General features: G+C 39.7%; 23 protein-coding genes and 1 pseudogene. 23 read left to right on the forward strand and 1 reads right to left on the reverse strand.

Features of this window, described 5'->3' with window-relative positions:
* Nucleotides 1-228 precede the first annotated feature (228 nt).
* The 10 genes and pseudogenes from AOU00_RS19325 to AOU00_RS19375 all read left to right on the forward strand — a co-directional run bounded on the left by AOU00_RS19325 (nucleotide 229) and on the right by AOU00_RS19375 (nucleotide 11,220).
* Entirely contained in the window at nucleotides 229-1,200 is a 972-nt protein-coding gene (locus tag AOU00_RS19325; protein ID WP_069291388.1) for a metal ABC transporter solute-binding protein, Zn/Mn family, read from the forward strand.
* Nucleotides 1,201-1,214: 14 nt separating this feature from the next.
* Nucleotides 1,215-1,979 carry a metal ABC transporter ATP-binding protein gene (locus AOU00_RS19330; RefSeq protein ID WP_061829566.1) on the forward strand — a complete coding sequence of 255 codons (765 nt, stop codon included), beginning with the start codon at nucleotides 1,215-1,217 and terminating at the stop codon, nucleotides 1,977-1,979.
* Between the two features lie 5 nt (nucleotides 1,980-1,984).
* On the forward strand, nucleotides 1,985-2,914 hold the full coding sequence (locus tag AOU00_RS19335) for a metal ABC transporter permease (RefSeq protein ID WP_069291389.1): 930 nt from the start codon (nucleotides 1,985-1,987) through the stop codon (nucleotides 2,912-2,914).
* Complete coding sequence (locus tag AOU00_RS19340) at nucleotides 2,911-3,798, forward strand: metal ABC transporter permease (RefSeq protein WP_061829564.1); 888 nt, start codon at nucleotides 2,911-2,913, stop codon at nucleotides 3,796-3,798. The genes AOU00_RS19335 and AOU00_RS19340 overlap by 4 nt, the downstream gene beginning before the upstream one ends.
* Before the next feature lie 220 nt (nucleotides 3,799-4,018).
* Nucleotides 4,019-6,346, forward strand: a complete 2,328-nt coding sequence (locus AOU00_RS19345; RefSeq protein WP_069291390.1) for a histidine kinase — start codon at nucleotides 4,019-4,021, stop codon at nucleotides 6,344-6,346.
* A gap of 537 nt (nucleotides 6,347-6,883) precedes the next feature.
* Nucleotides 6,884-8,041, forward strand: coding sequence for a P-loop NTPase family protein (locus AOU00_RS19355; protein WP_069291392.1), 1,158 nt, complete (start codon nucleotides 6,884-6,886; stop codon nucleotides 8,039-8,041).
* A gap of 15 nt (nucleotides 8,042-8,056) precedes the next feature.
* Nucleotides 8,057-8,923 (forward strand): annotated as a pseudogene (locus AOU00_RS19360) (CpaF family protein); the annotation flags it as partial.
* A 368-nt stretch (nucleotides 8,924-9,291) separates the two neighbouring features.
* Nucleotides 9,292-9,534, forward strand: a complete 243-nt coding sequence (locus tag AOU00_RS19365; RefSeq protein ID WP_069291393.1) for a hypothetical protein — start codon at nucleotides 9,292-9,294, stop codon at nucleotides 9,532-9,534.
* Between the two features lie 25 nt (nucleotides 9,535-9,559).
* On the forward strand, nucleotides 9,560-10,501 hold the full coding sequence (locus AOU00_RS19370; protein WP_069291394.1) for a DUF5677 domain-containing protein: 942 nt from the start codon (nucleotides 9,560-9,562) through the stop codon (nucleotides 10,499-10,501).
* 116 nt (nucleotides 10,502-10,617) lie between these two features.
* The gene (locus AOU00_RS19375) at nucleotides 10,618-11,220 is read left to right on the forward strand and encodes a hypothetical protein (protein ID WP_069291395.1); all 603 of its coding nucleotides are present in this window, start codon (nucleotides 10,618-10,620) and stop codon (nucleotides 11,218-11,220) included.
* 204 nt (nucleotides 11,221-11,424) lie between these two features.
* On the opposite strand, the gene AOU00_RS19380 is transcribed toward AOU00_RS19375, so the two are convergent.
* Nucleotides 11,425-11,640, reverse strand: coding sequence for a helix-turn-helix domain-containing protein (locus AOU00_RS19380; protein WP_069291396.1), 216 nt, complete (start codon nucleotides 11,638-11,640; stop codon nucleotides 11,425-11,427).
* A 161-nt stretch (nucleotides 11,641-11,801) separates the two neighbouring features.
* On the opposite strand from AOU00_RS19380, the gene AOU00_RS26695 reads away from it, so the two are divergent.
* The 13 genes from AOU00_RS26695 to AOU00_RS19440 all read left to right on the forward strand — a co-directional run bounded on the left by AOU00_RS26695 (nucleotide 11,802) and on the right by AOU00_RS19440 (nucleotide 25,356).
* Nucleotides 11,802-12,449 (forward strand): hypothetical protein, encoded by a 648-nt coding sequence (locus tag AOU00_RS26695; protein ID WP_172828304.1) that lies wholly within the window; start codon nucleotides 11,802-11,804, stop codon nucleotides 12,447-12,449.
* 43 nt (nucleotides 12,450-12,492) lie between these two features.
* Nucleotides 12,493-12,627, forward strand: coding sequence for a hypothetical protein (locus tag AOU00_RS27500; RefSeq protein ID WP_257785349.1), 135 nt, complete (start codon nucleotides 12,493-12,495; stop codon nucleotides 12,625-12,627).
* A gap of 232 nt (nucleotides 12,628-12,859) precedes the next feature.
* Nucleotides 12,860-13,495 (forward strand): restriction endonuclease, encoded by a 636-nt coding sequence (locus tag AOU00_RS19390; protein ID WP_069291397.1) that lies wholly within the window; start codon nucleotides 12,860-12,862, stop codon nucleotides 13,493-13,495.
* 49 nt (nucleotides 13,496-13,544) lie between these two features.
* Nucleotides 13,545-14,114, forward strand: a complete 570-nt coding sequence (locus AOU00_RS19395; RefSeq protein ID WP_069291398.1) for a hypothetical protein — start codon at nucleotides 13,545-13,547, stop codon at nucleotides 14,112-14,114.
* A 47-nt stretch (nucleotides 14,115-14,161) separates the two neighbouring features.
* On the forward strand, nucleotides 14,162-15,070 hold the full coding sequence (locus AOU00_RS19400; protein WP_069291399.1) for a restriction endonuclease: 909 nt from the start codon (nucleotides 14,162-14,164) through the stop codon (nucleotides 15,068-15,070).
* 42 nt (nucleotides 15,071-15,112) lie between these two features.
* Complete coding sequence (locus tag AOU00_RS19405) at nucleotides 15,113-15,589, forward strand: hypothetical protein (protein ID WP_069291400.1); 477 nt, start codon at nucleotides 15,113-15,115, stop codon at nucleotides 15,587-15,589.
* Nucleotides 15,590-16,252: 663 nt separating this feature from the next.
* Complete coding sequence (locus AOU00_RS19410; RefSeq protein ID WP_069291401.1) at nucleotides 16,253-17,680, forward strand: 3'-5' exonuclease; 1,428 nt, start codon at nucleotides 16,253-16,255, stop codon at nucleotides 17,678-17,680.
* Nucleotides 17,670-18,356, forward strand: a complete 687-nt coding sequence (locus AOU00_RS19415; protein WP_069291402.1) for a DarT ssDNA thymidine ADP-ribosyltransferase family protein — start codon at nucleotides 17,670-17,672, stop codon at nucleotides 18,354-18,356. Before AOU00_RS19410 ends, AOU00_RS19415 begins: the two co-directional genes overlap by 11 nt.
* Nucleotides 18,357-18,360: 4 nt before the next feature.
* The gene (locus AOU00_RS19420) at nucleotides 18,361-20,031 is read left to right on the forward strand and encodes an ADP-ribosylglycohydrolase family protein (protein WP_069291403.1); all 1,671 of its coding nucleotides are present in this window, start codon (nucleotides 18,361-18,363) and stop codon (nucleotides 20,029-20,031) included.
* An 843-nt stretch (nucleotides 20,032-20,874) separates the two neighbouring features.
* On the forward strand, nucleotides 20,875-21,201 hold the full coding sequence (locus AOU00_RS19425; RefSeq protein ID WP_237166210.1) for a hypothetical protein: 327 nt from the start codon (nucleotides 20,875-20,877) through the stop codon (nucleotides 21,199-21,201).
* A gap of 235 nt (nucleotides 21,202-21,436) precedes the next feature.
* Nucleotides 21,437-22,051 carry a recombinase family protein gene (locus AOU00_RS19430; protein WP_069291404.1) on the forward strand — a complete coding sequence of 205 codons (615 nt, stop codon included), beginning with the start codon at nucleotides 21,437-21,439 and terminating at the stop codon, nucleotides 22,049-22,051.
* Between the two features lie 549 nt (nucleotides 22,052-22,600).
* Nucleotides 22,601-24,019 carry a helix-turn-helix transcriptional regulator gene (locus AOU00_RS19435; RefSeq protein WP_069291405.1) on the forward strand — a complete coding sequence of 473 codons (1,419 nt, stop codon included), beginning with the start codon at nucleotides 22,601-22,603 and terminating at the stop codon, nucleotides 24,017-24,019.
* 476 nt (nucleotides 24,020-24,495) lie between these two features.
* On the forward strand, nucleotides 24,496-25,356 hold the full coding sequence (locus AOU00_RS19440) for a nuclear transport factor 2 family protein (RefSeq protein ID WP_069291406.1): 861 nt from the start codon (nucleotides 24,496-24,498) through the stop codon (nucleotides 25,354-25,356).
* Nucleotides 25,357-25,361: the final 5 nt, after the last annotated feature.

Below are 25,361 nucleotides of genomic sequence, written 5' to 3' on the forward strand. Positions count from 1 at the left end.
CCTCTTTATATGTATTCTTTGGTTTAACGATTGGATATCTTCTATATATTACACATTGGGAGAACGAAAATCGAACGGTATAACGAAATACATAAGAATTATATTTTTTAAAAATGTTTCCCTAGGTAAAAACTTTAGTGTATACTCTAAAATATAGTATTGATAAAAAATAATTGAATCAAGGAAATAGTTTGTCCCAAAACGAAGTTCAAAGGAGGATTTTAAAACATGAACAAGCAGTTTAAGAAGGCTTTGCCGCGATGGGTAACGACAGTTGGAGTATTGTCTCTAGCTCTGGTTTTAGCGACTGCATGTACCGATGCTAAGAAGAAGGAGCAGGGAACTGCGAGAGAAACAGGACAAAAAATAAAGGCTACGGCTACCATCGGTATGATCTCTGACATTGTCGGCAAGGTCGGCGGTAATCATGTGGAGGTCACGGGAATTATGAAGTCAGGCGTTGACCCGCATTTGTACAAGGCTTCTCAGGGAGATATGCGCAAGCTGGATCAGGCCGATGTTATTTTTTATAACGGGTTGCATCTGGAAGGAAAAATGCAGGACATTCTGGAGAAGATCAGCAAGCAAAAACCCGTCATACCCGTGTCCAAAAACATCGCACAGGATCAGTTGCGTGCAGGTAGCCCGGAAATGGGATCTGAGCATGATCCGCATATCTGGTTTAACGTACAGAATTGGATGTCTGCGGTAGAAACCGTCAGAGATGAATTGTCGGCGCTAGACGCTGTTCATGCGGAGGAATATAAGGCCAACGCAGAAGCCTATCTTACTGAGCTGCGAGAGCTGGATGATTATACGAGAAAGCAGATTGCCAGTATACCGGAAGCCCAGCGCGTGCTTGTCACGGCACATGATGCTTTCGGCTATTTCGGAGATGCCTACCACATTCAAGTGAGAGGACTTCAAGGTATGAGCACAGAATCAGAAGCGGGTTCTCAAGATGTGACCAAGCTGCGAGATTATCTGGTCGAACATAAAATCAAGGCTATATTCGTAGAATCTAGTGTTCCGAGAAAGGCCATAGATGCGGTTATTCAGGGGGCCGCTCAGCAAGGTCATACAATTAAGGTTGGTGGCGAGCTGTATTCGGATGCCATGGGTGAAGAAGGCACAGAAGATGGCACATATATTGGAATGGTCAAGCATAACGTCAATACGATAGTTAAAGCTCTTAAATAAGGAGGCAAAGATACATGGGGCATTCACCACTTGTTGTTCGTGATTTATCGGTAGCTTATCAAAAAAAGCCCGTTTTGTTCGATGTTTCCTTTGAGGTGCCGGAAGGCAAGCTGATTGGTATTATCGGCCCGAACGGGGCTGGGAAATCTACGTTGATCAAGGCAGCGCTTGGACTGATTCCAAAGCTTAGGGGCGAGGTGCTGGTCTACGGCAAGCCCTATAAGCAACAGCTGCTCAAGGTTGGCTATGTACCACAGCGGGAGTCGGTGGATTGGGATTTTCCGACGAATGCGCTGGATGTGGTTATGATGGGACGGTATGGCAGATTGGGCTGGTTTAAGCGTCCGGGTGCAGCAGATCGTCAGGCTGCGATGGAGAGTTTGGACAAGGTTGGAATGAGCAAATATGCAGACAGGCAGATTAGTCAATTGTCTGGCGGTCAGCAACAACGTGTTTTTTTAGCCAGAGCACTCGCGCAGGATGCTCAGCTTTATTTTATGGATGAACCGTTTGTCGGTGTGGACGCTGCAACAGAAAAAGCCATTATTTCATTGCTCAACGATCTGAAACAGCAGGGTAAAACCGTACTTGTCGTTCATCATGATTTATCTACAGTCACGGATTATTTTGATCAGGTTATGCTGTTGAACGGGCATCTTATGGCGTTTGGAGAGACGACAGATATTTTTACCGAGGAAAATCTGCAGCGTACGTATGGCGGGCGTCTGAGTATACTCAAAACAAGCCCGGATTCCGGTACGATACTCGGAGTGAGGTGAGCAGTATGACAAGCTTGGCAACGCTTTTGACCGACCCGAATATGCAGTGGATTTTGCTGGGCTGTATTTTGCTCGGTTTAAGCAGCGGAGTGATTGGCAGTTTTATGTATTTGCGCAAGCAGTCGCTCATGGGAGATGCTTTGGCACATGCGGCTTTGCCGGGGGTATGTGTGGCTTTTATGATCACAGGTACAAAATCGGTGTTTGGATTTATGATTGGGGCCGCCATTGCAGGGATTGTTGCGACCTTTGCCATCAGTGCGTTAACCCGGTATTCACGAATTAAAAGCGATTCCGCGATTGCAGCGGTGCTGTCGGTATTTTTTGGCTTCGGCATTATGTTGTTGACCGAAATTCAGCATAGTGGCGCAGGTAACCAAAGCGGATTGGATAAATTTCTATTTGGTCAAGCTGCGGCAATGGTATTGTCTGATGTCTATACGATGGCGGTAATTTCGGTGGTACTCATCGGAATATGTATATTATTTTTCAAGGAATTTAAGTTGCTCAGCTTTGATCCCGGCTTTGCCCGCGGACTTGGTTATCCGGCAGGTTTGCTGGATAAGTTGTTGATGCTATTGATTGTCATTGCGGTGGTTGCTGGCATTCAGGCCGTGGGAGTCATTATGATGGCTGCCCTGCTGATTACCCCGGCCGTGTCGGCAAGATACTGGACAGAGAAGCTGGGTGTCATGGTGTGCCTATCAGGCTTGTTTGGTGCTATAGCAGGCCTTGGTGGGACGCTCATTAGCTCTCTGGGGCAAAATCTGCCTACAGGACCGTTATGTGTGTTGTGTGCGACTGTGGTGTTTGGAATGAGCTTGATTTTTGCGCCGCAGCGCGGGATGATCTCCAAGGCTATCGTTCGATTGAACGCCAGAAAAAATCTGGAGCAGACAGTCGGAACACAGCCAAGGGAGGAGCGTGCCCTATGAGTTCATTTTATGTAATTTTGACGGGAATGTTAGTGGCAGGGGGATGTAGTATCGTTGGGTGCTTTCTCGTGCTTCGAAAAATGGCTATGATCGGTGATGCAATCAGTCATGCGGTATTGCCGGGGATTGTCATTGCCTTTCTCATCAGCGGATCGAGGGATTCGGTGTGGATGATGTTTGGTGCGGCTGTGCTGGGTCTTCTAACGGTGTACCTAATTCAGCTATTCCAACAAAGCGGTCTGCAAAGTGATGCTGCCATTGGCGTGGTGTTTACGACATTGTTTGCTATCGGTGTTTTGCTGATCAGTGTGTTTGCTTCCAATGCCCATCTGGATATGGATCACGTTTTGTATGGGGAAATTGCTTATGTGCCATGGAATACGTTCGAGATTGCCGGTTTCGATGTCGGTCCGAGGGCTGTGTGGATTACGGGCGCGATGTTTTTGATCAATTTGCTCGTGATAGGGGGCTTTTTCAAGCAATTTAAAATCACTTCCTTCGACCCCGCCCTGGCAGCTTCATTAGGCATTCCAGTTGTTTTTTTTCATTATCTGCTGATGAGTCTCGTCTCGTTAACGACGGTGGCGTCATTTGAGAGCGTGGGTGCAATTCTGGTGGTTGGCATGCTCGTTGTACCGCCTCTTACCGCTTATCTGCTGACGGAGAAGTTGTCCCGTATGATTGTATACAGCGTCGGATTTGGAGCCATCAGTTCGGTCGTAGGCTTTTACACAGCAAGTGTATTGGATGCTTCTATTGCGGCATGTATGCTATGTGTATCGGGTGTGTTGCTGCTTTTGGCTTTTCTCTTTTCCCCGTCTCACGGTGTGATATGGCAAAAGTTATTTCAACAACGGGGGATCGTTGGCGAAGATAGCAAGTGATTGTAGGAAGTGATCCCATATGAGTTACCCAAAATAGCGTGTATTCAGGCATAAGAGACCTGAATGCACGTTTTTTTGCGCTTATACTGCCCTGCGCGGCTTTTTTTGGAGCAAGCTTGATTGATCATCTTGAATTGATTGGGACACGGGAGTACATTCAATTCATTACAACCATATAAGAATGAACGGAATGAGCGGTTACGCTGGGGGAGGAACGAAAGTGGAGAGCTTCAAACGTAAATCACCAGAGGAAATACTGGATTCGATTAACAAACTGCATCGAGGCAGACTCAAAATATACATGGGTGCGGTCAGTGGCTCAGGCAAGACGTATCATATGCTGCAGGAGGGACAATCGTTGCAGCATGAAGGTATTGATGTTGTAATTTGCGCGGTCTCAACCATGCAGCGGCCTGTGACTGTGGAACAGGTAGGCACGCTGGAGCGCGTGCCTAGTATTCATTGGATAAAAGATGGTGAGGAGCAAAAGGATCTGAATGTGGAAGCTTTGGTGGCACGAAATCCCGAGGTGGTACTGGTAGATCATTTGGCACATCATAACCGGAAAGACGCCCCATTTCCAACACGGCTGGAGGATATTCGGTATTTGCTGGAGCAGGGAATTAGCGTCATTACGACGGTTAATGTTTATGAACTCGAAGGAATTACGGAGTGGGTATATCAGCTAACAGGCTTTGAAGCGGAATATACGGTTCCAGTTGATACACTGGAGCTGGCGGATGAAATTCGTCTGATTGATGCCACCCCGGAGATGATTTTGGAACGGCTGGCGAAAGGCTACATGCATACGCCCAATCCTGAGATGTTTCACCGGGGAAATCTCGGTAAATTGCGTGAGCTTGCTCTGCGATTGGTAGCAGAGGATGTGAATGATTCGCTGGAACGACACCGGGAGGAGTTAGGCTTGCACGGGGCGTCAGGAGCGGCAGAGCGTATTTTGGTACCTGTTCAATATCATTGGAATGGGTCTATTTATGTACGTAGGGGAGAACAGGTCGCCAAGCGGTTGGGTGGAGATATGCTAGTGGTCTCCTTTGTCAGCTCGAAGCGCAGGCTGTCCAAGGAATCAGCAGCCTTCAAGCGTTCGATTGAGCAGTTGGCTGACAAGATCGGATCAACATTTGAAGAAATCCCGCTTTTTTCCCGCAGAAGGTTGCCTCGTCAACTGATTCATTATGCGGTGACGCACAATGTTACCCGAATTGTTATGGGGCATTCTCGGCAGACTCCGTGGCAGGAGCTGATGAAAGGATCGCTGGTGAACGGGATTTTAAAACGAATGAAAAATATGGATTTGCTGCTGATTGCGGACCGGGCCGAGCAGGAGGGTGAGCGGATCTTGCCAACAATGAGACAGGAAGAGGGAGATAATGATCCGTATCATCGTTTGAGCGTTGAGGAAGCACAGGCTGAGGCAGCCAAAATCCTGCGGGGCAAGCTCAAGGTATACATTGGCGCTGCTCCGGGGGTCGGTAAAACATACACGATGCTGAGAGAGGGGAATGATCTGCTGGAAAGCGGGATCGATGTAGTTATCGGACTGCTGGAAACGCATGGGAGAGCAGAAACATTGGCCCAAGTAGGCTCTCTGGAAATGATTCCCCGTCAGTCCATCGAGCGTCATGGTGCACATTTGGAAGAAATGGACACCGAAGCCATTCTCCGGCGTAATCCCGAGGTAGTGCTTATTGATGAGCTGGCACATACCAACGTGCCTGGAAGTATGAGATCTAAGCGCTATGAGGATGTGCTTACCATTTTGGAACAAGGTATTTCTGTGATATCCACAATGAATGTACAGCATCTGGAGAGCCTGAATGATGCGGTGGAACAGATTACTGGTATACGAGTGAGAGAGACTGTTCCCGACCATATGATGCGTCTGGCCGATGAAGTACAGCTTGTGGATGTGGCTCCTAAATCGTTGCAGCAACGCATGCGTGAGGGCAAAATATACGATCCTGCGAAGGTGGAACAGGCACTTAGCCACTTTTTTAAACTGGGCAATCTGATTGCGCTGCGTGAACTTGCTTTGCGGGAATTGGCAGATGACGTAGATGAGCGGCTGGAATCCTGGGATCGACACGAATCACTTCGGGGACCGTGGCGCAGGGAGGAAGTGATCTTCGTAGGCGTGACGCTAAGCGAAAATGCTGAAAGGTTGATTCGCCGTGGTTTTCGTATCGCCTTTCGTCTGAAGGCTGTGTGGATTGTGACTTATGCTCATGTCGGTGAGCGTATACCTGAGAGACTGAACCCTCGTCTGGAACAACTAAAGTTGCTGACCCACCGACTGGGGGGGACCTTTGAGATACGGCTTGTTTCCAGCCGACGCGAAATTGCCGACAGTTTGATTGCTCCGGTGGAAGGATATTCAGGTACACAGCTCATCGTGGGGCAGTCTTCCCGAAGTAGCCGTTGGGGTAAGGCTGCGGTTGTGCCGAGGATTCTCCGTCAAGCACGTCATATGGATGTTCTCATTGTGGCGGATTATGATCCGGATATTAAGCTGGAGGTAGATCATTAATTAGCCCAGTAAATTCATAAATAGTCATATGCTGGTTACCGATGGTTCGCTGCTTCCATAGTATATTCTATCTCAAAGAAATGGAGGCGAATTTGAATGTATAAACATCGTAAGCATGATTGTCATTTTCCAAAGCCAAAAAAACGTGTCTTTAAGAAGATCATTAAGGTGACTGTCATTAAGTTTAAACCTAAATTTAAACGTGATCACTGGAAACATGAAGATTTTGATAAGAAATGTCATTGCCGGAAACGTCGCCATCATCGCCATCATCGCCATCATGACTGTCATCGTCGTCACCACAAATTCTACTAAGATGAAGATAGTAGGAGGCGGGGCTAGACTGCCCGCCTTCTCCTAGTACGAGGATTTTGGAAGATACTTGCACAAAAAATACTTGCTCTAATATAAGCGCTATGCTATTCTACCAGTAAATAGATTGCACGTGACGGAAGCACCGTTCACCAACCGTATGTACTTACGGATGGATGAACGGTGCTTTTTTGCGTTGTTGTGTTAGGGAAAGGGATGAGCGTTATGATTCCAGTGAAAGTGGTATTGGCTGTAGAAGGCCGGGATTATATTGAGCCGCTGCTGAATTATGTTCACGGAAGCGAGTACGCCAGAAGGCTGAGAATAACGGCTTTTTCGCAACCGGAGGCATTTCATCAATACATGATGGAAACCAGCGGAATGAAAAGACCGGACGTGGTGGTTGGTGAAGCGGCTTTTTTGAATCTATGGACAGATAGGGAAGCTGCTGATATTCCTTGTTTGGTATTACATGAGGGAGAACAAGTGAGCGAATATGGACAGCCTTTATTAAAATATCAGCCCTTATCTGAGCTGGTCGGTTTTATTTTGGAAACGGCGAGACAGAAGTCGAACGGTCGGAAATGTGTAAACAGCCGGGAAGGTGGACTGATTATCGGCATGGTAGCAGCTTCCGGCGGACTGGGCAAGACAACGGCCGCACTCAATATGTCCAAACAGCTGGGGAGTGAGGGATATTCGGTATTCTATCTGAATCTGGAGACGGTGGATTCAAGCTCGTTGTTCACTGGTTCAGGCAGTGCTAGCGGAGCAGAAGGAGAAGGGCTGTCCAGGCTGCTCTATGATCTCAAGGCGGAGGGGAATGAGGGCATTCCATTATCCGTGGCAGCCTATTGTGTTCGCCGCCCTGAAATTCAGTCGGATACTTTTCAGCCTGTCTATAACCGTAAGGAACTGACGGACATGACTTGTGATGAAGCGAAAGAACTGATTCGAACGGTTGCCGAAAGCGGACAGTATGATGTAGTGATCGTAGATGGCGATTCTGAAAAAGGTGACCGGGCTCAAGCTGTGCTTGAAGCTAGCCATAAGCTGATCTGGCTGCTGGCAGACGATTTAATGAGCATGCACAAGTGCGGATTATGGCTGGATGTTTTAGAAACCACGCAGCCTGAAGGGCTTGAAGATATGATATGCAAAACCAGCTTTGTGGTGAACCGTTATATGGGAACTATGATCAACTCGTTACCTCGTGACTTCATGGAGCTAAACGGAGCGTTACCCTATATACCTTCATGGAAGCAGATGCAGCACCGTGAGCTACTGCTTAGTTCACCGATTTATCAGCGGGAAATTCGTCATCTGTGCCACGAGCTGCTGAATGTGGACAGTGTAACACATCCGCCCGCCGTTTGGTCTTAAAAGGGGCTGATGAACATGAATGAGGAACGGTTTAAGGCATTGCGAGCAGATATCCGAAACGGGCTGGACGTAACGTCTTCGGTAAAGGATGCCGATCTGGTACGGCATATTGAAAATCGAATTTTACACGATGTAGAGCTGGCGGGCTTAACTTCCCGTGAGAAGCACGCACTTGTCCGCAAGATTTTTAACTCTTTCCGTGGGCTAGATGTACTCCAGCCATTGATTGACGACCCGACCGTTACGGAAATTATGATCAACAGTCACCGGGAAATCTTTGTGGAGCGGGCTGGTGAGGTGATGCAGGTACCCGATCAATTTGAGTCCCGCGAGCGACTGGAGGATTTAATCCAGACGATTGTAGCCGGGGTGAACCGAATTGTGAATGAGGCTTCTCCCATTGTGGATGCCCGGTTAAAGGATGGGTCACGCGTAAATATTGTGCTGCCTCCAGTTGCTCTCAAGGGTCCGACGATGACAATACGGAAGTTTCCCGAGCGTCCTATGACGATGGATGACTTGATACGAATGGGTGCGCTGGATGCAGAAACCGCTGCTATGCTCAAGGACTTGGTACGTAGCAAGTACAACATTTTTATCAGCGGGGGAACGGGTTCTGGTAAAACAACTTTTCTGAATGCATTATCCCAGTTTATCCCGTCGTCTGAACGGATTATTACTATTGAAGACTCAGCAGAGCTACAAATTGTGACGGTCCCTAATCTGGTTTCCATGGAAACAAGGAATGCGAACACCGAGGGAAAGGGAGAAATCACAATTCGTGATCTGATTCGTTCCTCCCTGCGTATGCGGCCCAACCGCATTGTGGTGGGTGAGGTCAGAGGGAGTGAGGCGTTGGATATGCTGCATGACAAATCTATTAAAAGGTTATTAAAAAGGAGACAGATGTTTATGAGCAAAATGATTGTACGGTATAGCATTCTCCGTAACAATGGCTTTGGAAAGTTTATTCTAGAGAAAAAAACTGCAACTATGAATTATGAAATGAGATTAAAAGATTACGAATTTGAACAGCAGCGAATAGTCAATGAGATAAGCTCAAAGGAAAGCGTTAAGCCAACACAGGTTAGAGTTACGGGGATTTTGAGACTTCCCTATTCATAATGTGAATAATAGCCTTAAAACGAATGTGAGAGCCTCTGACATGCAAAAGAAAATACCGTGTTATAATATACTATAAATTAACGAACAACATCTTGTTTAAAGTAATTATTGCGGAGGATAAGAAAATGCCCAATAGAAAGAAGTATTTATTGGCTTTGGGTCAAATCTGGACTATTGGAAAAAAGACACATGATAATGTTGAGAATGGATTTAATCGTTGGTATATTTCTACTAACAAGCCTTTAATCAGTCTTGGGTACGAATGTGAAATACTTAAAGTCAGCGGTGTTCACATTGATGTGAAAGATATTAGTTCAGGTTTAGCTTATAGTGTTAAAACTCAGAATCTTGGTAAGAGAATCAAATGATTATTCTATAGGTGAGGGATTTAAAATGACAAATGCTAATAAGTTGATTGTAAAAAGAAGAATAGAGAACAAGGAACTTAGAGGTTTTTTTCATAATTCTGGGATTATGTTTGACGATATTGTCGATTACGGTTCTAACCTACTCGAAAAGTGCCAAGTTAATTTTAAGTTCAATGAGTTCCATGCTCCATTTCAAACAATGTTTATTCAATTTTTAAGTTTGATCGATGGGTTGTCAATTCTTATTAAACAGGGGCACGGGGATGCAATAAAGCCAGTTTTGCGTTCAATACTTGAATTGTATTTAAATCTTCAGTTTATGATAAACAATGATTTTGAGGATAGCTGTATTGCATATCAAGTTGTAGATGCTCATGAAAGAATTAAGGCTTACAAAAAATTCTCAGATACCTCCAAAGTAGGCAAAGAATACAGACAGATATTCAGAAACGTAAATCTATCTATTGATAGCATAAAGACTGAAGCTCCAATTCTAAATTTAGAGACACTCTTAAAAAGAGGTAAGTATAAAGATATGAACGAGCGTTATGAGGAGTTAAAGAAACAAAGGAAGAAACAGAAACGAAAAATGGGATTAAAGTGGTATTCAGTTATTAATCAAGATATAGAAGGGATAAGAGATTTAGCAAAATCTTTAAATAGGGAATTGTATTATGAGATTTTCTACAAAGATTTTTCGAACTATTCTCATGGAGGGAACTCTTTAAAACGGATTTCTGTTACTTATAATAAAGAGGCAGTACTACCACATATTCGTCATTTTGATGATATACCTTCTAATTCTAATATTGCAGTTGATTTAGCGATCACGTTGTTTGAAAAAATGCTTGAATTATTTAACAAAGAAGAGTTACGTGAATTTTGGGAGTGGTATAATAAAAAAATCGCAAAACCATACAAGTTACTTTGCCATGCTGAAGTAACAACAGATTATCAGGGTAAGTAAAAGCTGCTTCTCAAATTTCTTAAGATTCAATGTAGCTCATAGAAAGGCCAATCAAACATCAAATGTATTGCCTCTTTATGCGATATATAATTGAAAATGACAAAGGAGTTAAATACGTGATTTTATTTAAAATTCTTAGTATTATTTATCTTATTCATCTTTATTTCATAGTAAAGAAAGAATTCGCAGAGAAACCAACACAAAAACTGCTCGACGAACTACAGAATGTTCATCTAACCCGTTATACTAAATCAGATATTATAATAGGGCCAAATTTGGTACACATTAAACCGACCGATAATTGGGAAAGAAATATAACAGCTAAGTTTAAACCTGTAACATGGTTTTTTATAGGAACACCAAGTGCAAAAAATATTTCTAAGAACAAAATATCATCTAATGAAATCATGATAAGAATCCCTTTTTGTAACTTAGAACAAGATAAAATAATATATCGTAAGCATGATAATGTTATAGGATATCTAACTGAATATAGGGGCTATGCTGAAATAGAAGAAAGTAATATACCGCCAATAAAAAGATTTAATCTATTTAAAAATTTAACTGTTTGGTTTACAATTGCCTATTTTATACTACTCCTTCCAGCTACCTTTTGTCTCTTTGGAGATAAAGGCTTGTCGGTTCTAATGTTTATAGTATGTCTACTTCTAGTCTTAATTATTGTGAGTAGAATAAGATCAAAATTTCTTTACCTATGATGAAGTTACATTGAGGTACTCTAGTAGACCTCTTATTAATATCTCATTGTGTGGCTCTTATTATATGAAAGTAGAAGGGCAGGATGAAGCGGTTAGGGTGTCACGATTAAAATAGAGAATAGTATTTACAACAAACAAGCCTAGACAAGATCATCTAGGCTCTTTGCTGTGTCTATGTAGGTAATAAATTTAGTATACTGTGCGCTATTCCTCATTTTCTTCGAACTGCATCAATACAGATACATCTTTAATGTTTAATGCGTCAGCAATTCTTGTCAACATCGCTAAATTAACTTCTTCACGTTCATTCCTACACAATTCGGATATTGCTGCTTGTCGTACATTTGCTTTTTTTGATAATTCCATCTGAGTGACCCCCTTTTCTTTCATAACTTCCCTCAGTTTTAATTTTAGTTTCATAAAATTTTAATCCTCCAGAAAAAGATTGATTTTAAACGCCTAAGCGTGTATTATTTAATTGTGACAATATACGCTTAAGCGCATATTATATTGGATTTTATAGTACTTTCTTTGGCACTTTCATCACCATTCTACCAATTTCACAAGGAGGAAGATACCCAGTGAACAAAAAAGCCAACAAGCAAGCCATCATCGACATTGTACGCATGAATCTAGTTTGGGAATCAGAAGAAGCCACCGAAATGGAACTGCACTATTACCACATTACTGATGCATTAAATCGCAAATGGCAAACTATTGGCCTTAACGTGTCAGACGCTATCCAAGTGTTTGAGCATGGTAATGACGACAATTGGACTCGTATTATCGAGCCAGCACCGTACAATCCTAACTTGTCGATTAATGAGCTAATCAACATGCTCAATATTTCTCCTGAAGCAACTGGCATTCGAAATGACATGCACATTATATTGAACACAGTTGAACGCCGCAATGAGTATGTAAATCGTATCGTCAACGTTAATCGTGAAAGTAGATTTCTTTTACTACATCAAATGAAGGATGAATACCTTCTGCATAGCCAACTTACAGATGATCAGTTCATGCAATGGTATGCTGTGAATCCTGTAGAAGCCCTGTCCATATATTTCTTGCAGCCTATTGATATCATCACGTATTGGGAATGGGCTAACGCTAACGGTGCTGCTGAGAAGGCTATACAGTACAAACGTGAGGAACCTTTGTTGCCGTTTATTCGGGCCATTGAACGTTCTGAGGATGAAGCCAGAGGGATTATTTCATGCTTCTAGAGTGCCACATGACACTACTATTTCCCAAAAGGAGAAGATACATATGTCCACCATGAAAAGAACAATACCAATGTACAAAACTGGGAAGCTGATGGACGGTAAACTATACCTTAAAACAATAGATGGTAACTGGATCAATCTCAAGATGTTGGCTCAAGTTGACAGAAAGGCCATGTAAAATGAATTTGGACTAAATGTTATAAAAAGGAAGGGGGGATTAGAAGGAATGTGTATATAGGAATCAGAAAGGGTTACATTTACCCCCTTTGATAAGCAAATAAGCGCCTAGCGATAGGCGTTTTTTTGTTGCTTGACTACCATACTAATCCAAAATATATGGGAAATTGTACCTATCTGTAGTATTATAAGGTGGTGTGAAAAAGAGCCAGAGTAGCTAAGGAGGAGCAGAGTTGTCTATATTTGTGATTGTTGGTGTCATTGCTGTATTGCTTGCTTTGGCCCTGTTGCATTTTCTTAAAAAGCCTAAGATTCCAGAACCGTATAAAGTAACGCAGAATATTGACCCTTATAAAATTGGCATTGACGAAATAGACCGTATGGAGGATGGCAAGGACTTTGAAATGTATCTGTTCAGGCTGTTCCAGTGTTTAGGCTATGGTGATGCGTATAAAACACAAGACAGTAGAGATTTTGGAACAGATTTGGTATTTACGGACAGAGAGGGCTACCGTAATGTCATTCAGGCTAAACGGTATGCAATAAGTAATCCTGTTGGTTTGAGCGCAGTTCAGGAAGTTTATAGTTCTATGCGATTTTACAGAGCTAAGAAATCTATTGTCATTACCTCAAGCAAATACACAACTTCGTGTGAACAGTTAGCCAGTTATAATGGAGTAAAGCTGTTGGATCGCAACGATTTAATTAAAATGATTGAGCTATTCAAAGAACAACAGCACAGCAAGGTAAAAGATATTATTGAAGCAGAGCCATACTTGAGTTTGGATTCATGGGATGATTATATGAATAACAGTAAAGTGATTAAAAAGGATCGCAAGGCTGAAAAGTTTATCGCTTCAGGTAACTAGATACTGAATACTCCCGTAGTAAAACGATGATTTTATAAGGAGACATACCATGCCTTTCTTCGTTATAAACAAGATACCTGTATTTTTAACTTGGGATAGAGATAAAGAATTACGTGAGGAGATTTTTGGTATCGAGAATGTCTTTGGGAGTTATATTCAGAGATACGGACAAAAAAACAATGATTACAAAAAAATTAAGAAGGCATTGTATAAAAAGTATCTTCAAAATAAAATGGCTTTTGTTAAAGAGTGGTCGGAATTTGATTTATACGGTGAAGATGCGGCGAGTAATATGTGGGATTTAATCTATGATTATTGTGCTTATTATGGATGCGGATACACTTCAGACATTAGAGATGAAACATCCTTTTTTGTAGATGATTCTATGGGTCAAAGCTTTTTGTTTCCTCAAGGTAGAACGTTTATGCTGAATTATTATGTAGTTCCATATAATTGGCTATGGAAATATATTAGAAGAAAAAAAGGGATCACAATAACAACTGTAATTGATGCTACTAATGTAGAGAGAATAGTTGGTACTCTAGCAAATTTCACAATTTTTTATAAAGATCGCATTATTAAATGCGGAGAAGTGTTTGACATAACATTAATCCATTGATTTTTAGTATAAGTTTAGAAGATCATTTGAATGTCGAGGTATAAATTATGCACAACAATATTGAAAATATTTATAATAATTTAATTGCTGATGAGAAGCTAAAGAATGGAACAAAGTATGAAAGAATAACGGCTGTAGTTTATAAACTGCTGGATGAGACTAATACAGTTTTCCACGATCTGAGACTCAGAGGAAATGGTAAGAAAGCAAAACATCAGATTGACGTTACAATAGAGAAAGACAGTCAGACTAAAAGGATACTCGTTGAATGTAAGGAGTATGACAAAGTAGTTGGGATTGGAATTGTACGAGATTTTTTTGGAGCAGTTACCCAAATCAAACCGGATGAAGCAGTAGTTGTTACCACGAAAGGTTTTACAAAGGGTGCCATTGATTTTGCTAATGATGAAGGCATTAAGCTTGCTATTTTAAGAGAAGCTGAGGATTCTGATTGGAATGGTCTGATCAGAAAGGTTAAGATAAACGCAACAGTAATAACAATTGGTACTCCAACAATAACATGGTTAGCAATCAATGAAGAAGCTATAGAGGACGTTAGGAATTTACTGGGAGGGGATTGGGGGAAAGTTGAAACGAAAGGAACTTTTGATGAATATCTTTACAATAGCAATCATGAAGTTATTTCTAACTACGAAGAAGTATTAAACCCTGTTTTAAATAAAGCTAAAAGAATACCAAATGAACGAACAGAAGGAACATTTGAATTTGAAGAAACCGTATTTATTAAAATGCATGGACACTATATTCCAGTAATAGGTTTTGATTATGAATTTACTTCTGGAAAGAGTACACTTGAAGTCAATGTTGATGATGGGGGAAAAGTTGCTGTACTCTTGTTTGAAATTTTAAATAACGAATCTAGGAGTCTGATCTTTCAACATCAGATTGAAAAGTGGAAAATTGCTGAAAATGGAGAGGTTATAAACAAAATTTGAACTTTTTGAAAATCTTGCATAGATTGGGGGGAATACTTTCATATGAATACAAACCAGCATCACACAATGACCTACACGCTAAACAGCGGTATTAAAGGAACTATTAGCCTATCCACGAAGCAAATACAGGACTGGATAGAATCTTATCGTGTAGGCAGTAAATATGTAACCACAGTAGGCAAGGAGCATTTTGGTTTGAATCCTGAGCTTGTAGCAGATTTTAAGGTACATAATGAATATTCAGAGCAGAGGGAATATGTATCAGCAATACAGCAATCTACAGCAGTGAGCAAGGGCAGTGAACAGTTAGCAGATGCATATGGTCAGCATAAGGCGTTGATTCAGATAGAGTGTAAATGTGGAGCTTCTTATTCAGAGGAGTCAGCGTACAAGAGGAACAAATGGGGCTGTAAAGAATGTAGTGAGATTGTGTTTTTGGATAATAAAAAGGGTATGGTGGAAACAGTTAAGGGTAAGGCTTGGTATATGACGAATAGGTATTTTGTTGAGAGAGGTTGAGGATTTTGGCAAGCTAACAAAATCCTTGATATGACTGGGTTTAACGCAGTGTTTAACTATTGGACACTGCATACAACTTTGGCGTGTCATTTTGTGACACGATTAGTTTGGGATATCTCAAAACGGGAGTTCCGACTGTAGATGTGATATCTGTAATTATAGAGACAATCTATTATCAGTAGTTACGAAACGTTATATCTAAATTAGATTCATACACATTTCAAAATTCAAAAGAATCAGGACTAAATATTGTCCTCGCTGCATGGCTTAAAATGAAGGAGAGCCAAATTCATAATCCCTAAGCTTTATTCATTTGATGTAACCCCTCTAGCAGAGCCATTTTTTAGTGGGTGCCCCTGCCTAGCCATTTTGAAACGCTCTGTGATACATCAGGGGAATGAATATCTCCACCTATCATATACACACATCTTCCAATAGGGTATATTATCAAAAAAATTCACTTTGTCCAGAGCTTCGTAAATTCATGGATAGTAAGATAAGTAGGTTATGATGATTCAAGTTAATTCTCGATACATAGTGATTCAAGGTTATAGGCCATAATACCTAAAATAGTGAAAAAGTATTATTAAAACCTATGAAAAGGGTGTAATTTGTACTATAATTGAAAATAATTCCATAGACTGAAGAGTAAGGAGATAAACTATGACACTTCCAAATCCCATCGGTAAACAAGTAGAGGTTTTAGCTTTGCCAGAACATGGTCATTTTGTTGTTTTAGGTACAGCGGGTAGCGGAAAGACTACCCTTGCAATATATCGTGCAGCGTATCTAGCTAAAACACATTGTGCTGCAAACGAAAGAACGTTGTTGGTAACTTTTAATAAAGCACTAGTAACATTCTTAAAATCTATTTCAAGCGATCTACTTAAGAATGTCGATGTATTAAATTATCATAGATTTGCTAGGGGATATCTTGCTTTTCGTAATAAAATGGGGCGTAATGATATAGTTCCTCCTTACTCTCAAAGATACTTCACAAAAACTGAAATTATTTCTGAAGCTTATCGTGAAATACAAAACGAGAATAAAGGGGTTTCAACCCTTGAGCGGCCTGTAGAAGTATTCATTGAAGAAATTAACTGGATTCAGAAACACGGAATCACTAGTCTGGAGGAATACCAAGAAGTTGAACGTACTGGACGTGCAGGGACAAGAATAAGTAGGAGTACAAGGATTTACTTCTATATGGTATATGATAGATATTTGAGAATAAGAGATAATAAGGGATATTTGTATGACATGGAGGACTTAGCTTTTTATGTTCGTGAAGAGTTGAAAAATGATTCTTCTCAACGAATGTATAAGCATATCATTATTGATGAAGGACAGGATTTTTCACCTACTATGCTTCAATCATTGGCACTAGCTATTCCGAAAGGCGGTAGCTTAACATATTTCGGAGACGTGGCTCAACAGATTTATGGAAGTAGAATTTCCTGGCGTTCCGCAGGTTTTTTTAATCCATCAATTTGGGAATTTAGTCAAAACTATAGAAACACTAAAGAAATAGCTGCATTGGGATTAGCTATATCTAAGATGCCTTATTTTAAAGATGATACAGACTTAATAGAACCTCAATTTCCTCGTGCTTCTGGCCCATTACCTGCGATGATAAAGTTTAATAATGAGGAGGAAGAAATTAACTACTATCTAGAGACTGTAAAAGGTCTTTCAACAAACCAAATGGTAGCTATTTTGGTTCGAGATAGGGAGACGCTTAATTATGTCCGTAACAAGCTAGGGGAAAAGATGATACATTCCCAAAAACTTAGCGGAGATATGAACACTTGGATTTCTCGTCCTGGTGTTTGGGTAGGAACTTATCACTCAGCCAAAGGTCTTGAGTTTGACACAGTACTTATGCCGTTCTGCACAAGTGACAGACTTCCACCAGAAGAAAGAATTGTTTCCTTAGGTTCTGAAGAAGAGGCATTTAGTGAAGAAATAAAGCTTCTATATGTAGGAGTAACAAGAGCAAGACGTGGCCTAATTATTACATACGCTGATGAGCGTACAAAATTATTGCCGACAGATGCTGCCCTCTATCAGGAGGAAAACTATGGAGACTAATTTTGAACACGAGATTTCAAAACGAGGAATAACTCGGTTATGTCATTTTACTAAGGCAAGCAAACTACTCCATATTCTTAGAAATGAATCGGGTATAATTGCAAATTCCTTTTTAGATGACCAACTTGATTTGCTAGAAAAAAATGATGAAAATAGATATGATGGAAGAGAGGATTTTGTATGTTGTTCTGTAGAATATCCAAACACTTGGTATTTAAGAAGAATTAAAGATAACGATCCTGTTTTTAAAGAATGGGTTGTTTTGTTGATTAATCCTCAGCTACTTTTAGATGAAACCACTTTATTTTGTCATAGAAATGCTGCTGCAAATCGAGGGGCACATATTAAAGGTGGCTTTGCTGGCTTTAATGGGATGTTTAAGAACCCTGTGTTTGGCAAAACTACAATATATCGCTCGGAGAAAATGTTGACATGTTGTCCTACAGATGGACAGGCGGAGGTTCTAATTCATAAAAATATCTCCCGCTCCGATATCATAGGTATAGCTACACCTACAAAGGAACATGCCCGGAAAATGATAAGTAGAGTTAGCTTACTTTCAGATGCTCGTCAAGATATTAATTGGATTGTTTCGCCAGAACTATTCGATGTGAATTGGAATAACATTATTCGATTAGGAAGAAGGCCAATGGAAACTCCATATATTAAGGAGTGATTAGATGTCTGAACAACAGATGGTGCATAAGGTTGATAAGCAATTTGGCTCCCTTATTGGTGCTGCTATTGGAGATTCTTTAGGATGGCCACAAGAAGATAGGAGTTCTAAAATTGGTTCTTCTACCAATGTGCAAGTTGATTTTCAAAAGTGGATTAGGAAAGCAGGGGGGAGATATTACTCACATGAAGAAGAAATAAAAGCGGGTTCTTACAGTGACGACACACAATTAATTTTTTCTACTGCTCGAAGTCTTAAATATAAAAACTGGTATTCTCATTTTGTGAAAATTGAGTTACCTTCTTGGCCTTTATATGAAAGAGGAGGGGGAGGAGCTACTAAACGAGCTGCGGAAGCTTGGAGCAGTGGGAGTATGCCTTGGAATATTGAGAAGCAGGGCTTGCTCAATGTGAAGAAATACTTTGAAGCTGGCGGTAATGGGGTTTGTATGCGAATAATTCCCCATGTAATTTTCTCTAGTAGGAGTATTGAGGATATTGTCAATCAAGTGTTTTTAAATGGAATTTCAACTCATGGGCATCCTAGAGCTTTATTAAGTGCTATCTTGTATGCACACGCAGCACATTATTTGATGAATAAAGAGGGAACGCTTGGTTATGGTGAGTTGGTTACATACCTAATTGAACAAAAAAATAAATGGGGTGTTCAGCCAGTTCTTAACAACATGGATGATTGGCTGGAAGCTGCGAATATCTCTACAGAAAATAATTATGGTGCTATCTGGAATGAAACACTCGATGAACTTTTCAATGGACTGCATACGATCAATTCTGCTTTGAAACGCGGAATACTTGATACGGGTACAGATACTCTTAATAAACTTAATTGTTTTAATAAGAGTACTTTGGGGGCTGGGACAGTAGCAACACTTGTAGCTATCTACATGGCGTCAAAATATGCTTCTGACCCAGTTTCAGGTATCTTGGACACAGCATTTCTACGCGGTTCCGATTCAGATACAAACGCTTCAATGGTCGGAAGCCTATTTGGTACATTACACGGTACTGAATGGATAGTCCCTGAGTGGTTGCATGTTCAAGATTATGATTATGTTCGTAATTTGGTTGGCTCTTTTAGAGTAGACAGCTATAACGAATCTAAACAAAAATTGTGGGCTTTTTCTGACAACAAGCGTGTAAAAGATTTTATCACAAAAATGAAAATTGGAGATTACACTCAGATCGGGCCTTTCAATTCAGTATACTTGTCAGAAGTGATACGTCACAAAGTAAACGTGAGAAGTATAAATGCTATAACTTATAAGCTTTCTACTGAAGAGGGACAAACATTATATATAAAGTCGATAACTAAATTAAGTAAGAGGGAACTTATTACTTCTGTTGCATCAACAACTAAGAAAGATAGTTCTTTACAGTATAAAGAGTATGATTATTTAAAACACTCTTCTGGACAAAGACTAACATTCTCAGTAGAAGATTTATATGAACTCACAAAATTAATACCTTCAAAAATGTATGGTCGGAAATTAATTAGTTTATTAATTGAGTTACTAGAACAGATAAACAAAAAAAATATCACTACACTTAATCAGAGCGAAATAAAAAATCTGTGTGAAAGCTATATTCAAAAAGGGGTTAGTAAGGAACAGGTTTATCGAATCATAGATTTTATGCTGAGTAAAAAATCCAAGTAGTATGTGTGCACCGTCTTTTGATGAAAGACGGTGTTTTTTTTGGGGGCTCGGAGTTAGAAGGCCCTAAGGTGAATTCCCATTGAGCACCAATTTGGTATAGAGCATATCAGAACAATATATGATGAACAAAACTAGTTTAAACTGAGTTACAAATAAATAGATGGTCAGTTTGGGTGCTTCTGTCTTTGGGACATCTTGTCCTAGAGATGGTATATATATGAGATGAAACAACTTGATAGAGTGAAAATTGATGAAAATAAGTCTTACACTCCGATCCATCTCTTACGATTTGCGATTCGATTGACCCACGATACAGAATATAGATGAATAAAGGATTTTTTGAATTTTAGTTTTTCACAATTTAATTTATAAAAACTTAAAAACCATTGATAAATCAAGCTTTCTCGAACATTTTTCTCCTATACGCACGATACAGATTACGATATTGACTAAACTTACCAAAAGTACTTATTCCATCTACATTTTAGGTACTTTATCAATACGGCACGATACAAATTTTATTTGATACTAAATTTGGCTCGAACACGGCAAAAAGCTATATGGAATAAGTGTTTTATGCACATAAGACCAAGTTTCATGATTGAGCTTCGATAAGGGTGTCGATACAGGTTATAGTCGCTCATATGTTGATAAAGTGTTAACCTCAACCCTATCGCTATTCACTTACAAAATTTTTCTAGTCATGAGATCAAGGAATACAGAAATCTCGACCCCAGACTATTTGACTGTAAGTAGTCGAATGTATATGATTTCAATATATGGGTATACAAATCGATTAGAAGAGAAGGGATTACTGCGAGAGTAAAAACAAGAACTTGGGGCGTGGCTTTTCTCACTTTTAGTGCTATTGCGTTCGCTGTGGTAATTACTAATAGTGTTTTTGCTAGCAGCGATACTTCTGAAGAGTCAGATAGTGTTACAAAAGCAATAATTCCTGATAACGTATTAGAAGAACTTAATCATCCTGATAAAATTTATACTAAAGATGGATTATTTATAAAAAAATTGCAATCTCTCCATGATGAAGATAAGTTCAGTCAAGATGAAGTAGTCTACGATGGTTCGAAGACTACGAACAAAACAAAAGTGTCATTCAATATGATGCTACTTATATCAAGGAAGCAGACAGTAAATAGATTTGTGCACTAAAGCATTTGAAAAGTTAAGTTATATAATTAAAATATCTAGGGCGACTTCGGTTGCCTTTTTATTATGCTCAATTTAGACAAGGTCTTTTCCAACACTATGTCATAAAGTATGCTTTTAGACATATTAAAAATACACCTGTTTAATTGTGTCAATAAGTGGTATAATGAATTTAGTCACGCGACATGAATTGTGTATACTTTTTGGCACAATGTTGGGATAAGGGAGTGTAATTGTATTGAAAATAGCTTATGGTAGAGTATCTGCTAAGGATCAAAATCCAGAACGACAACTAGTAAAGTTTCGAGAATTGAAAATTGATGAAAGATATATTTTTGTGGACAAGTTAAGTGGGAAGAATTTTAACCGACCTCGCTATCAGGCAATGCGGTTAATGATTCGTGAGGGTGATTTAATTTACATAGATGCACTGGACAGACTAGGCCGAGATTATGATGGTATTATAGATGAATGGAAATACATTACACGGGAAGTTGGAGCAGACATTATATGTTTAGATAATGAAACTTTATTTGATAGTCGTAAGTTCAAAACAATGGGTGATTTAGGAAAACTCTTAGAGGATCAATTCCTAAGTATGCTTACATACGTAGCTGCACAGGAAAGGTTAAAAAATAAGCAAAGACAGAGTGAAGGGATAGAGGCAGCCAAAGCAGCAGGGGTGAAATTTGGCCGTCCTAAGCAGGAGATCACAGCTGAATTTGCTCGTGTATATGACAAATGGAAATCTGGAGCAATCAAGGCTGTGGAGGCAATGAAAGAACTAGGTATGAAAAACAGAACGTTTTATCGTAGAGTTAAAGAATATGAGCAACAGAAACAAGTAGGATAATATATTGTTCATGTGTATGGAGCCTAGATGATAATGTCTAGGTTTCTTTTTCATGTCTATTTTGATCAATACTAGCAGATGCAATAAAAAGGACGGGGGGTATTTTACCTCATAAACGTCTATTTAATTTCCAGAATTGCCCCTAACACATGCACTTCCATACTGAAGTTAAATTTTGACTCTCGATGCCATCCTAAATATTATTAAGGTTGCTTTTATGTCATACATTCAATCTAAGCTCAATTCATAGATTAAAACAATTGGGAATACGAACATGACTATTCAATAGAGTAACTTTGTATTGGATGAGTTGTATTATGATTTTTCCAATAAACTATACATCAATATGAGGACGATACTTTTAATCATAAAATCCTCGAAAACTATCCCAAAAGGTATCTTAAGCACATATATGAAAGGTATATGATTTTATTCCAAAAGATGGTATAATCAAGATCATTAGAGCATTTTACTACTTGTTTCACAACTACATAATAATTTTAACTATGCATCGTATTTGTTAGTCTACGTTGAAAGGGTGGTTTATCGATGAAAATTACACCCACGATTAGAGCAGAATTGGAACAATTTCTACAACAAGAAAGCTTAACATTATCGCAATTTGGACAAATCGCAGGGATGAATAGGGGAATAATAAGTAGCATTGTCACAGGTAATAAATCTATGTCTATTAATCAGCTTGATCGAATTACTGAAGCTATGGGCTTACCAGAGGGTCACTTTTATGATTTATTTATAGAAAACTATATCATCGACACGCCCCCGAATATGAGGCGAATCGAGCCGTTTTTATATCGCTGTGCGGAGTTGGAAAAGTTGGATGCGATTCGTCGAGTGGTGGGAGCCATCATGGACAATCTACTCTATTCGCCCAAACTGTTTGAAATTGCAGAAGGATTGTTGGCGCAGGGACGACTAGAAGCGGCATTGATACTCTATGAAGGGGTAGCTGAAGCGGAGAAATATCAACACTCTGAACGCCTAGCCATCTGTCAATATCGTATATTCAAAATTCAGGTTAGTGACGATCAAAGCCAAAATGTCGGGGCGGCAGCCGTATTTGAAGCTTTTGTCGAACGCCTAGATGAAATAGACCAACTTGACGCATTAAAGGATTTGGCAAACGTATACAGGTCTTTGCGTAAATGGGATAAGGTTGACGAGATAGCGAGGAAAATGAGAGCTAAAGCCGAGATCCAATATACAAGTAAACATCAACAGAACAGCCGAGAACAGACCGAATCTAGCGACAAGCTAAGTCGTCCCTTGTTTGTGTACATTGCTTATGCAGACTTGCTCTGTGCTAATGCATGTGAAGAGCATGGTAATTATGAGCAGGCATTACACTATACATATGCCTACTCCAATTTAGATTGGGTTAGAGAGACCGATGAGGATACCCAGCACTGGATTGATTTGTTTAAACATTGGTCACAAGCTAATATACTTGCCTATAGGCTTTTATCTGGTGATGTGAGTGTGCTTCATGAATATCTAAACTATATTGATGAATCATTAGATACGATTCAAGAAGATAGGGTTACTCAACTACTTAACATAATGATAGCGGCTAACCGTTATGAGCTTGATTTAAACGATATACTTAAACGATTTGAAACAGAGATTGCGTCTTTATCTCAGCGACCATCATCAGATGATATGTATACACAGCAAGTGATACCGGAATACTCTGCACTGTGTGGATATGAATTGGCTTATTACTATTTAAATCATGGGATGTTCAGTGATGGCTTTAATCATTTGTTTTGTGCAATGGTAAAAGCGCATATACTAAATAATGAGACATATTTTATAAATTGTATGGGGTTGTTTGTGCGTTTCAAAGCCCATGCGGTTGCTGAAACTAAAACAGAGTTTTACAATCTCATTGAAAAGGTGTGGTTAAACAATGTTGAAAAAAACGGTAATGTTGATCATTGCGAGTAGTTTTTTATTTACCTTAACTGTCCCTATTTATGTGGATAGACATAATGAGGGATTTCAAATCTTTGCAACACATGGAGGAGCTTAAACGCGAATTGATTTGAAAATTCGTTAAAACTTCACTCCTGAAATAGGTCTAATTACGAACCCAACAGCACATCACGGTGAAATTTAATCTTTCCTAATATGGATCAAAGGTAAACAGGGTAGCACACTAAAGTATATGATCAGTTTTGGAAAAGGTTAGATGGGATTGTCCTTCTAGCCTCTTTGATATGAAAATAAAGTACAATTTATACCACTAAATAGACTTTTTATTGAATTATATCGAAAAAATTACCTTTATTGTGAAACTTTTGGTTCGTTTTATGAGTATAATTAGTGTGGTAACCAAAAATTACAAAAAGGAGATGATACATAGTAATTTAATGGTATAAGGAGTTACCACATCAAACCATTTTCTGAAGGGAGTTTTTCTGTTGAAGAAAGGAAGTAAGTTTTTTGCATTATTGATATCGTCTTTGTTATTGGTTATTGCTCCTCTTTCTGTTACTGCTGCTTCTGCTCAGTCTGAAGAAGAATCTGCTAAACAAGCAGTTGTAAATTATATCGATGCTATTAATAACAAGGATGCCGATGAGTTAGCCAAGTGGGTTGATGATTCAAGATTTACATCTCCAGATGAGCAAAAAAAGCAATATAAAGAACTCTTTCAAAATGATGAATTTTCATCATATTCTATCGGGGATTTCAAGCAAGACGGAAAAGAATATGATGTGACTATTGATTTAACACGTAAAGATAGTGGAGAAGTAAACACCGTAACATTGCCTGTGGTTAAATATGGCGACCAATGGAAATTGGTTGTGGTCGGTGAAGAAACTAAAAGCGAACAGGTGAAATTGCAAATTCAAAAAGATAGAGAAGAAAATGATAAAATTGAACTAGACAAAAACAAAATAATTAAGCCACAAGCAAGCGCTATTGCTAACTGGGACTTTTCATTGACAAAAAATGATGGAGGACTTTATTCAAGGACTACGGCATACAGCACTAGTTCATTTAATATGACAGGCAATTCAGTAACGATGAATGGATGGCAGGAACTACCTGGCACCACCAGTGGTGTGAGTCTTGTATATCAAATTGTTAAAAAAGGTTTTGTGGGTGATGATGTATACGGAGAAAAAATGCTGTCGGGTAGATATCGTGAAAATGGTAGTTGGTATTCTTTCTCTTTAAGTAAAAGTGGCCTTGCACCTCAAACCGGGCTTTACATTAAAATTTCTAACTCAAGCGGTGAGCATGGCGCTATGGGCGCAGGAAATGCATATCAGTAATCTTA

Origin of the sequence: Paenibacillus polymyxa, from assembly GCF_001719045.1 — a bacterium.
GTDB classification, from domain to species: domain Bacteria; phylum Bacillota; class Bacilli; order Paenibacillales; family Paenibacillaceae; genus Paenibacillus; species Paenibacillus polymyxa_B.

Bases quoted from the DNA above. Each gene is read 5' to 3' on its own strand.
- AOU00_RS19325 (WP_069291388.1), top strand. From the start codon at position 229: ATGAACAAGCAGTTTAAGAAGGCTTTGCCGCGATGGGTAACGACAGTT.
- AOU00_RS19330 (WP_061829566.1), top strand. From the start codon at position 1,215: ATGGGGCATTCACCACTTGTTGTTCGTGATTTATCGGTAGCTTATCAA.
- AOU00_RS19335 (WP_069291389.1), top strand. From the start codon at position 1,985: ATGACAAGCTTGGCAACGCTTTTGACCGACCCGAATATGCAGTGGATT.
- AOU00_RS19340 (WP_061829564.1), top strand. From the start codon at position 2,911: ATGAGTTCATTTTATGTAATTTTGACGGGAATGTTAGTGGCAGGGGGA.
- AOU00_RS19355 (WP_069291392.1), top strand. From the start codon at position 6,884: ATGATTCCAGTGAAAGTGGTATTGGCTGTAGAAGGCCGGGATTATATT.
- AOU00_RS19365 (WP_069291393.1), top strand. From the start codon at position 9,292: ATGCCCAATAGAAAGAAGTATTTATTGGCTTTGGGTCAAATCTGGACT.
- AOU00_RS19370 (WP_069291394.1), top strand. From the start codon at position 9,560: ATGACAAATGCTAATAAGTTGATTGTAAAAAGAAGAATAGAGAACAAG.
- AOU00_RS19380 (WP_069291396.1), bottom strand. From the start codon at position 11,640: ATGAAACTAAAATTAAAACTGAGGGAAGTTATGAAAGAAAAGGGGGTC.
- AOU00_RS27500 (WP_257785349.1), top strand. From the start codon at position 12,493: ATGTCCACCATGAAAAGAACAATACCAATGTACAAAACTGGGAAGCTG.
- AOU00_RS19395 (WP_069291398.1), top strand. From the start codon at position 13,545: ATGCCTTTCTTCGTTATAAACAAGATACCTGTATTTTTAACTTGGGAT.
- AOU00_RS19400 (WP_069291399.1), top strand. From the start codon at position 14,162: ATGCACAACAATATTGAAAATATTTATAATAATTTAATTGCTGATGAG.
- AOU00_RS19405 (WP_069291400.1), top strand. From the start codon at position 15,113: ATGAATACAAACCAGCATCACACAATGACCTACACGCTAAACAGCGGT.
- AOU00_RS19410 (WP_069291401.1), top strand. From the start codon at position 16,253: ATGACACTTCCAAATCCCATCGGTAAACAAGTAGAGGTTTTAGCTTTG.
- AOU00_RS19415 (WP_069291402.1), top strand. From the start codon at position 17,670: ATGGAGACTAATTTTGAACACGAGATTTCAAAACGAGGAATAACTCGG.
- AOU00_RS19420 (WP_069291403.1), top strand. From the start codon at position 18,361: ATGTCTGAACAACAGATGGTGCATAAGGTTGATAAGCAATTTGGCTCC.
- AOU00_RS19435 (WP_069291405.1), top strand. From the start codon at position 22,601: ATGAAAATTACACCCACGATTAGAGCAGAATTGGAACAATTTCTACAA.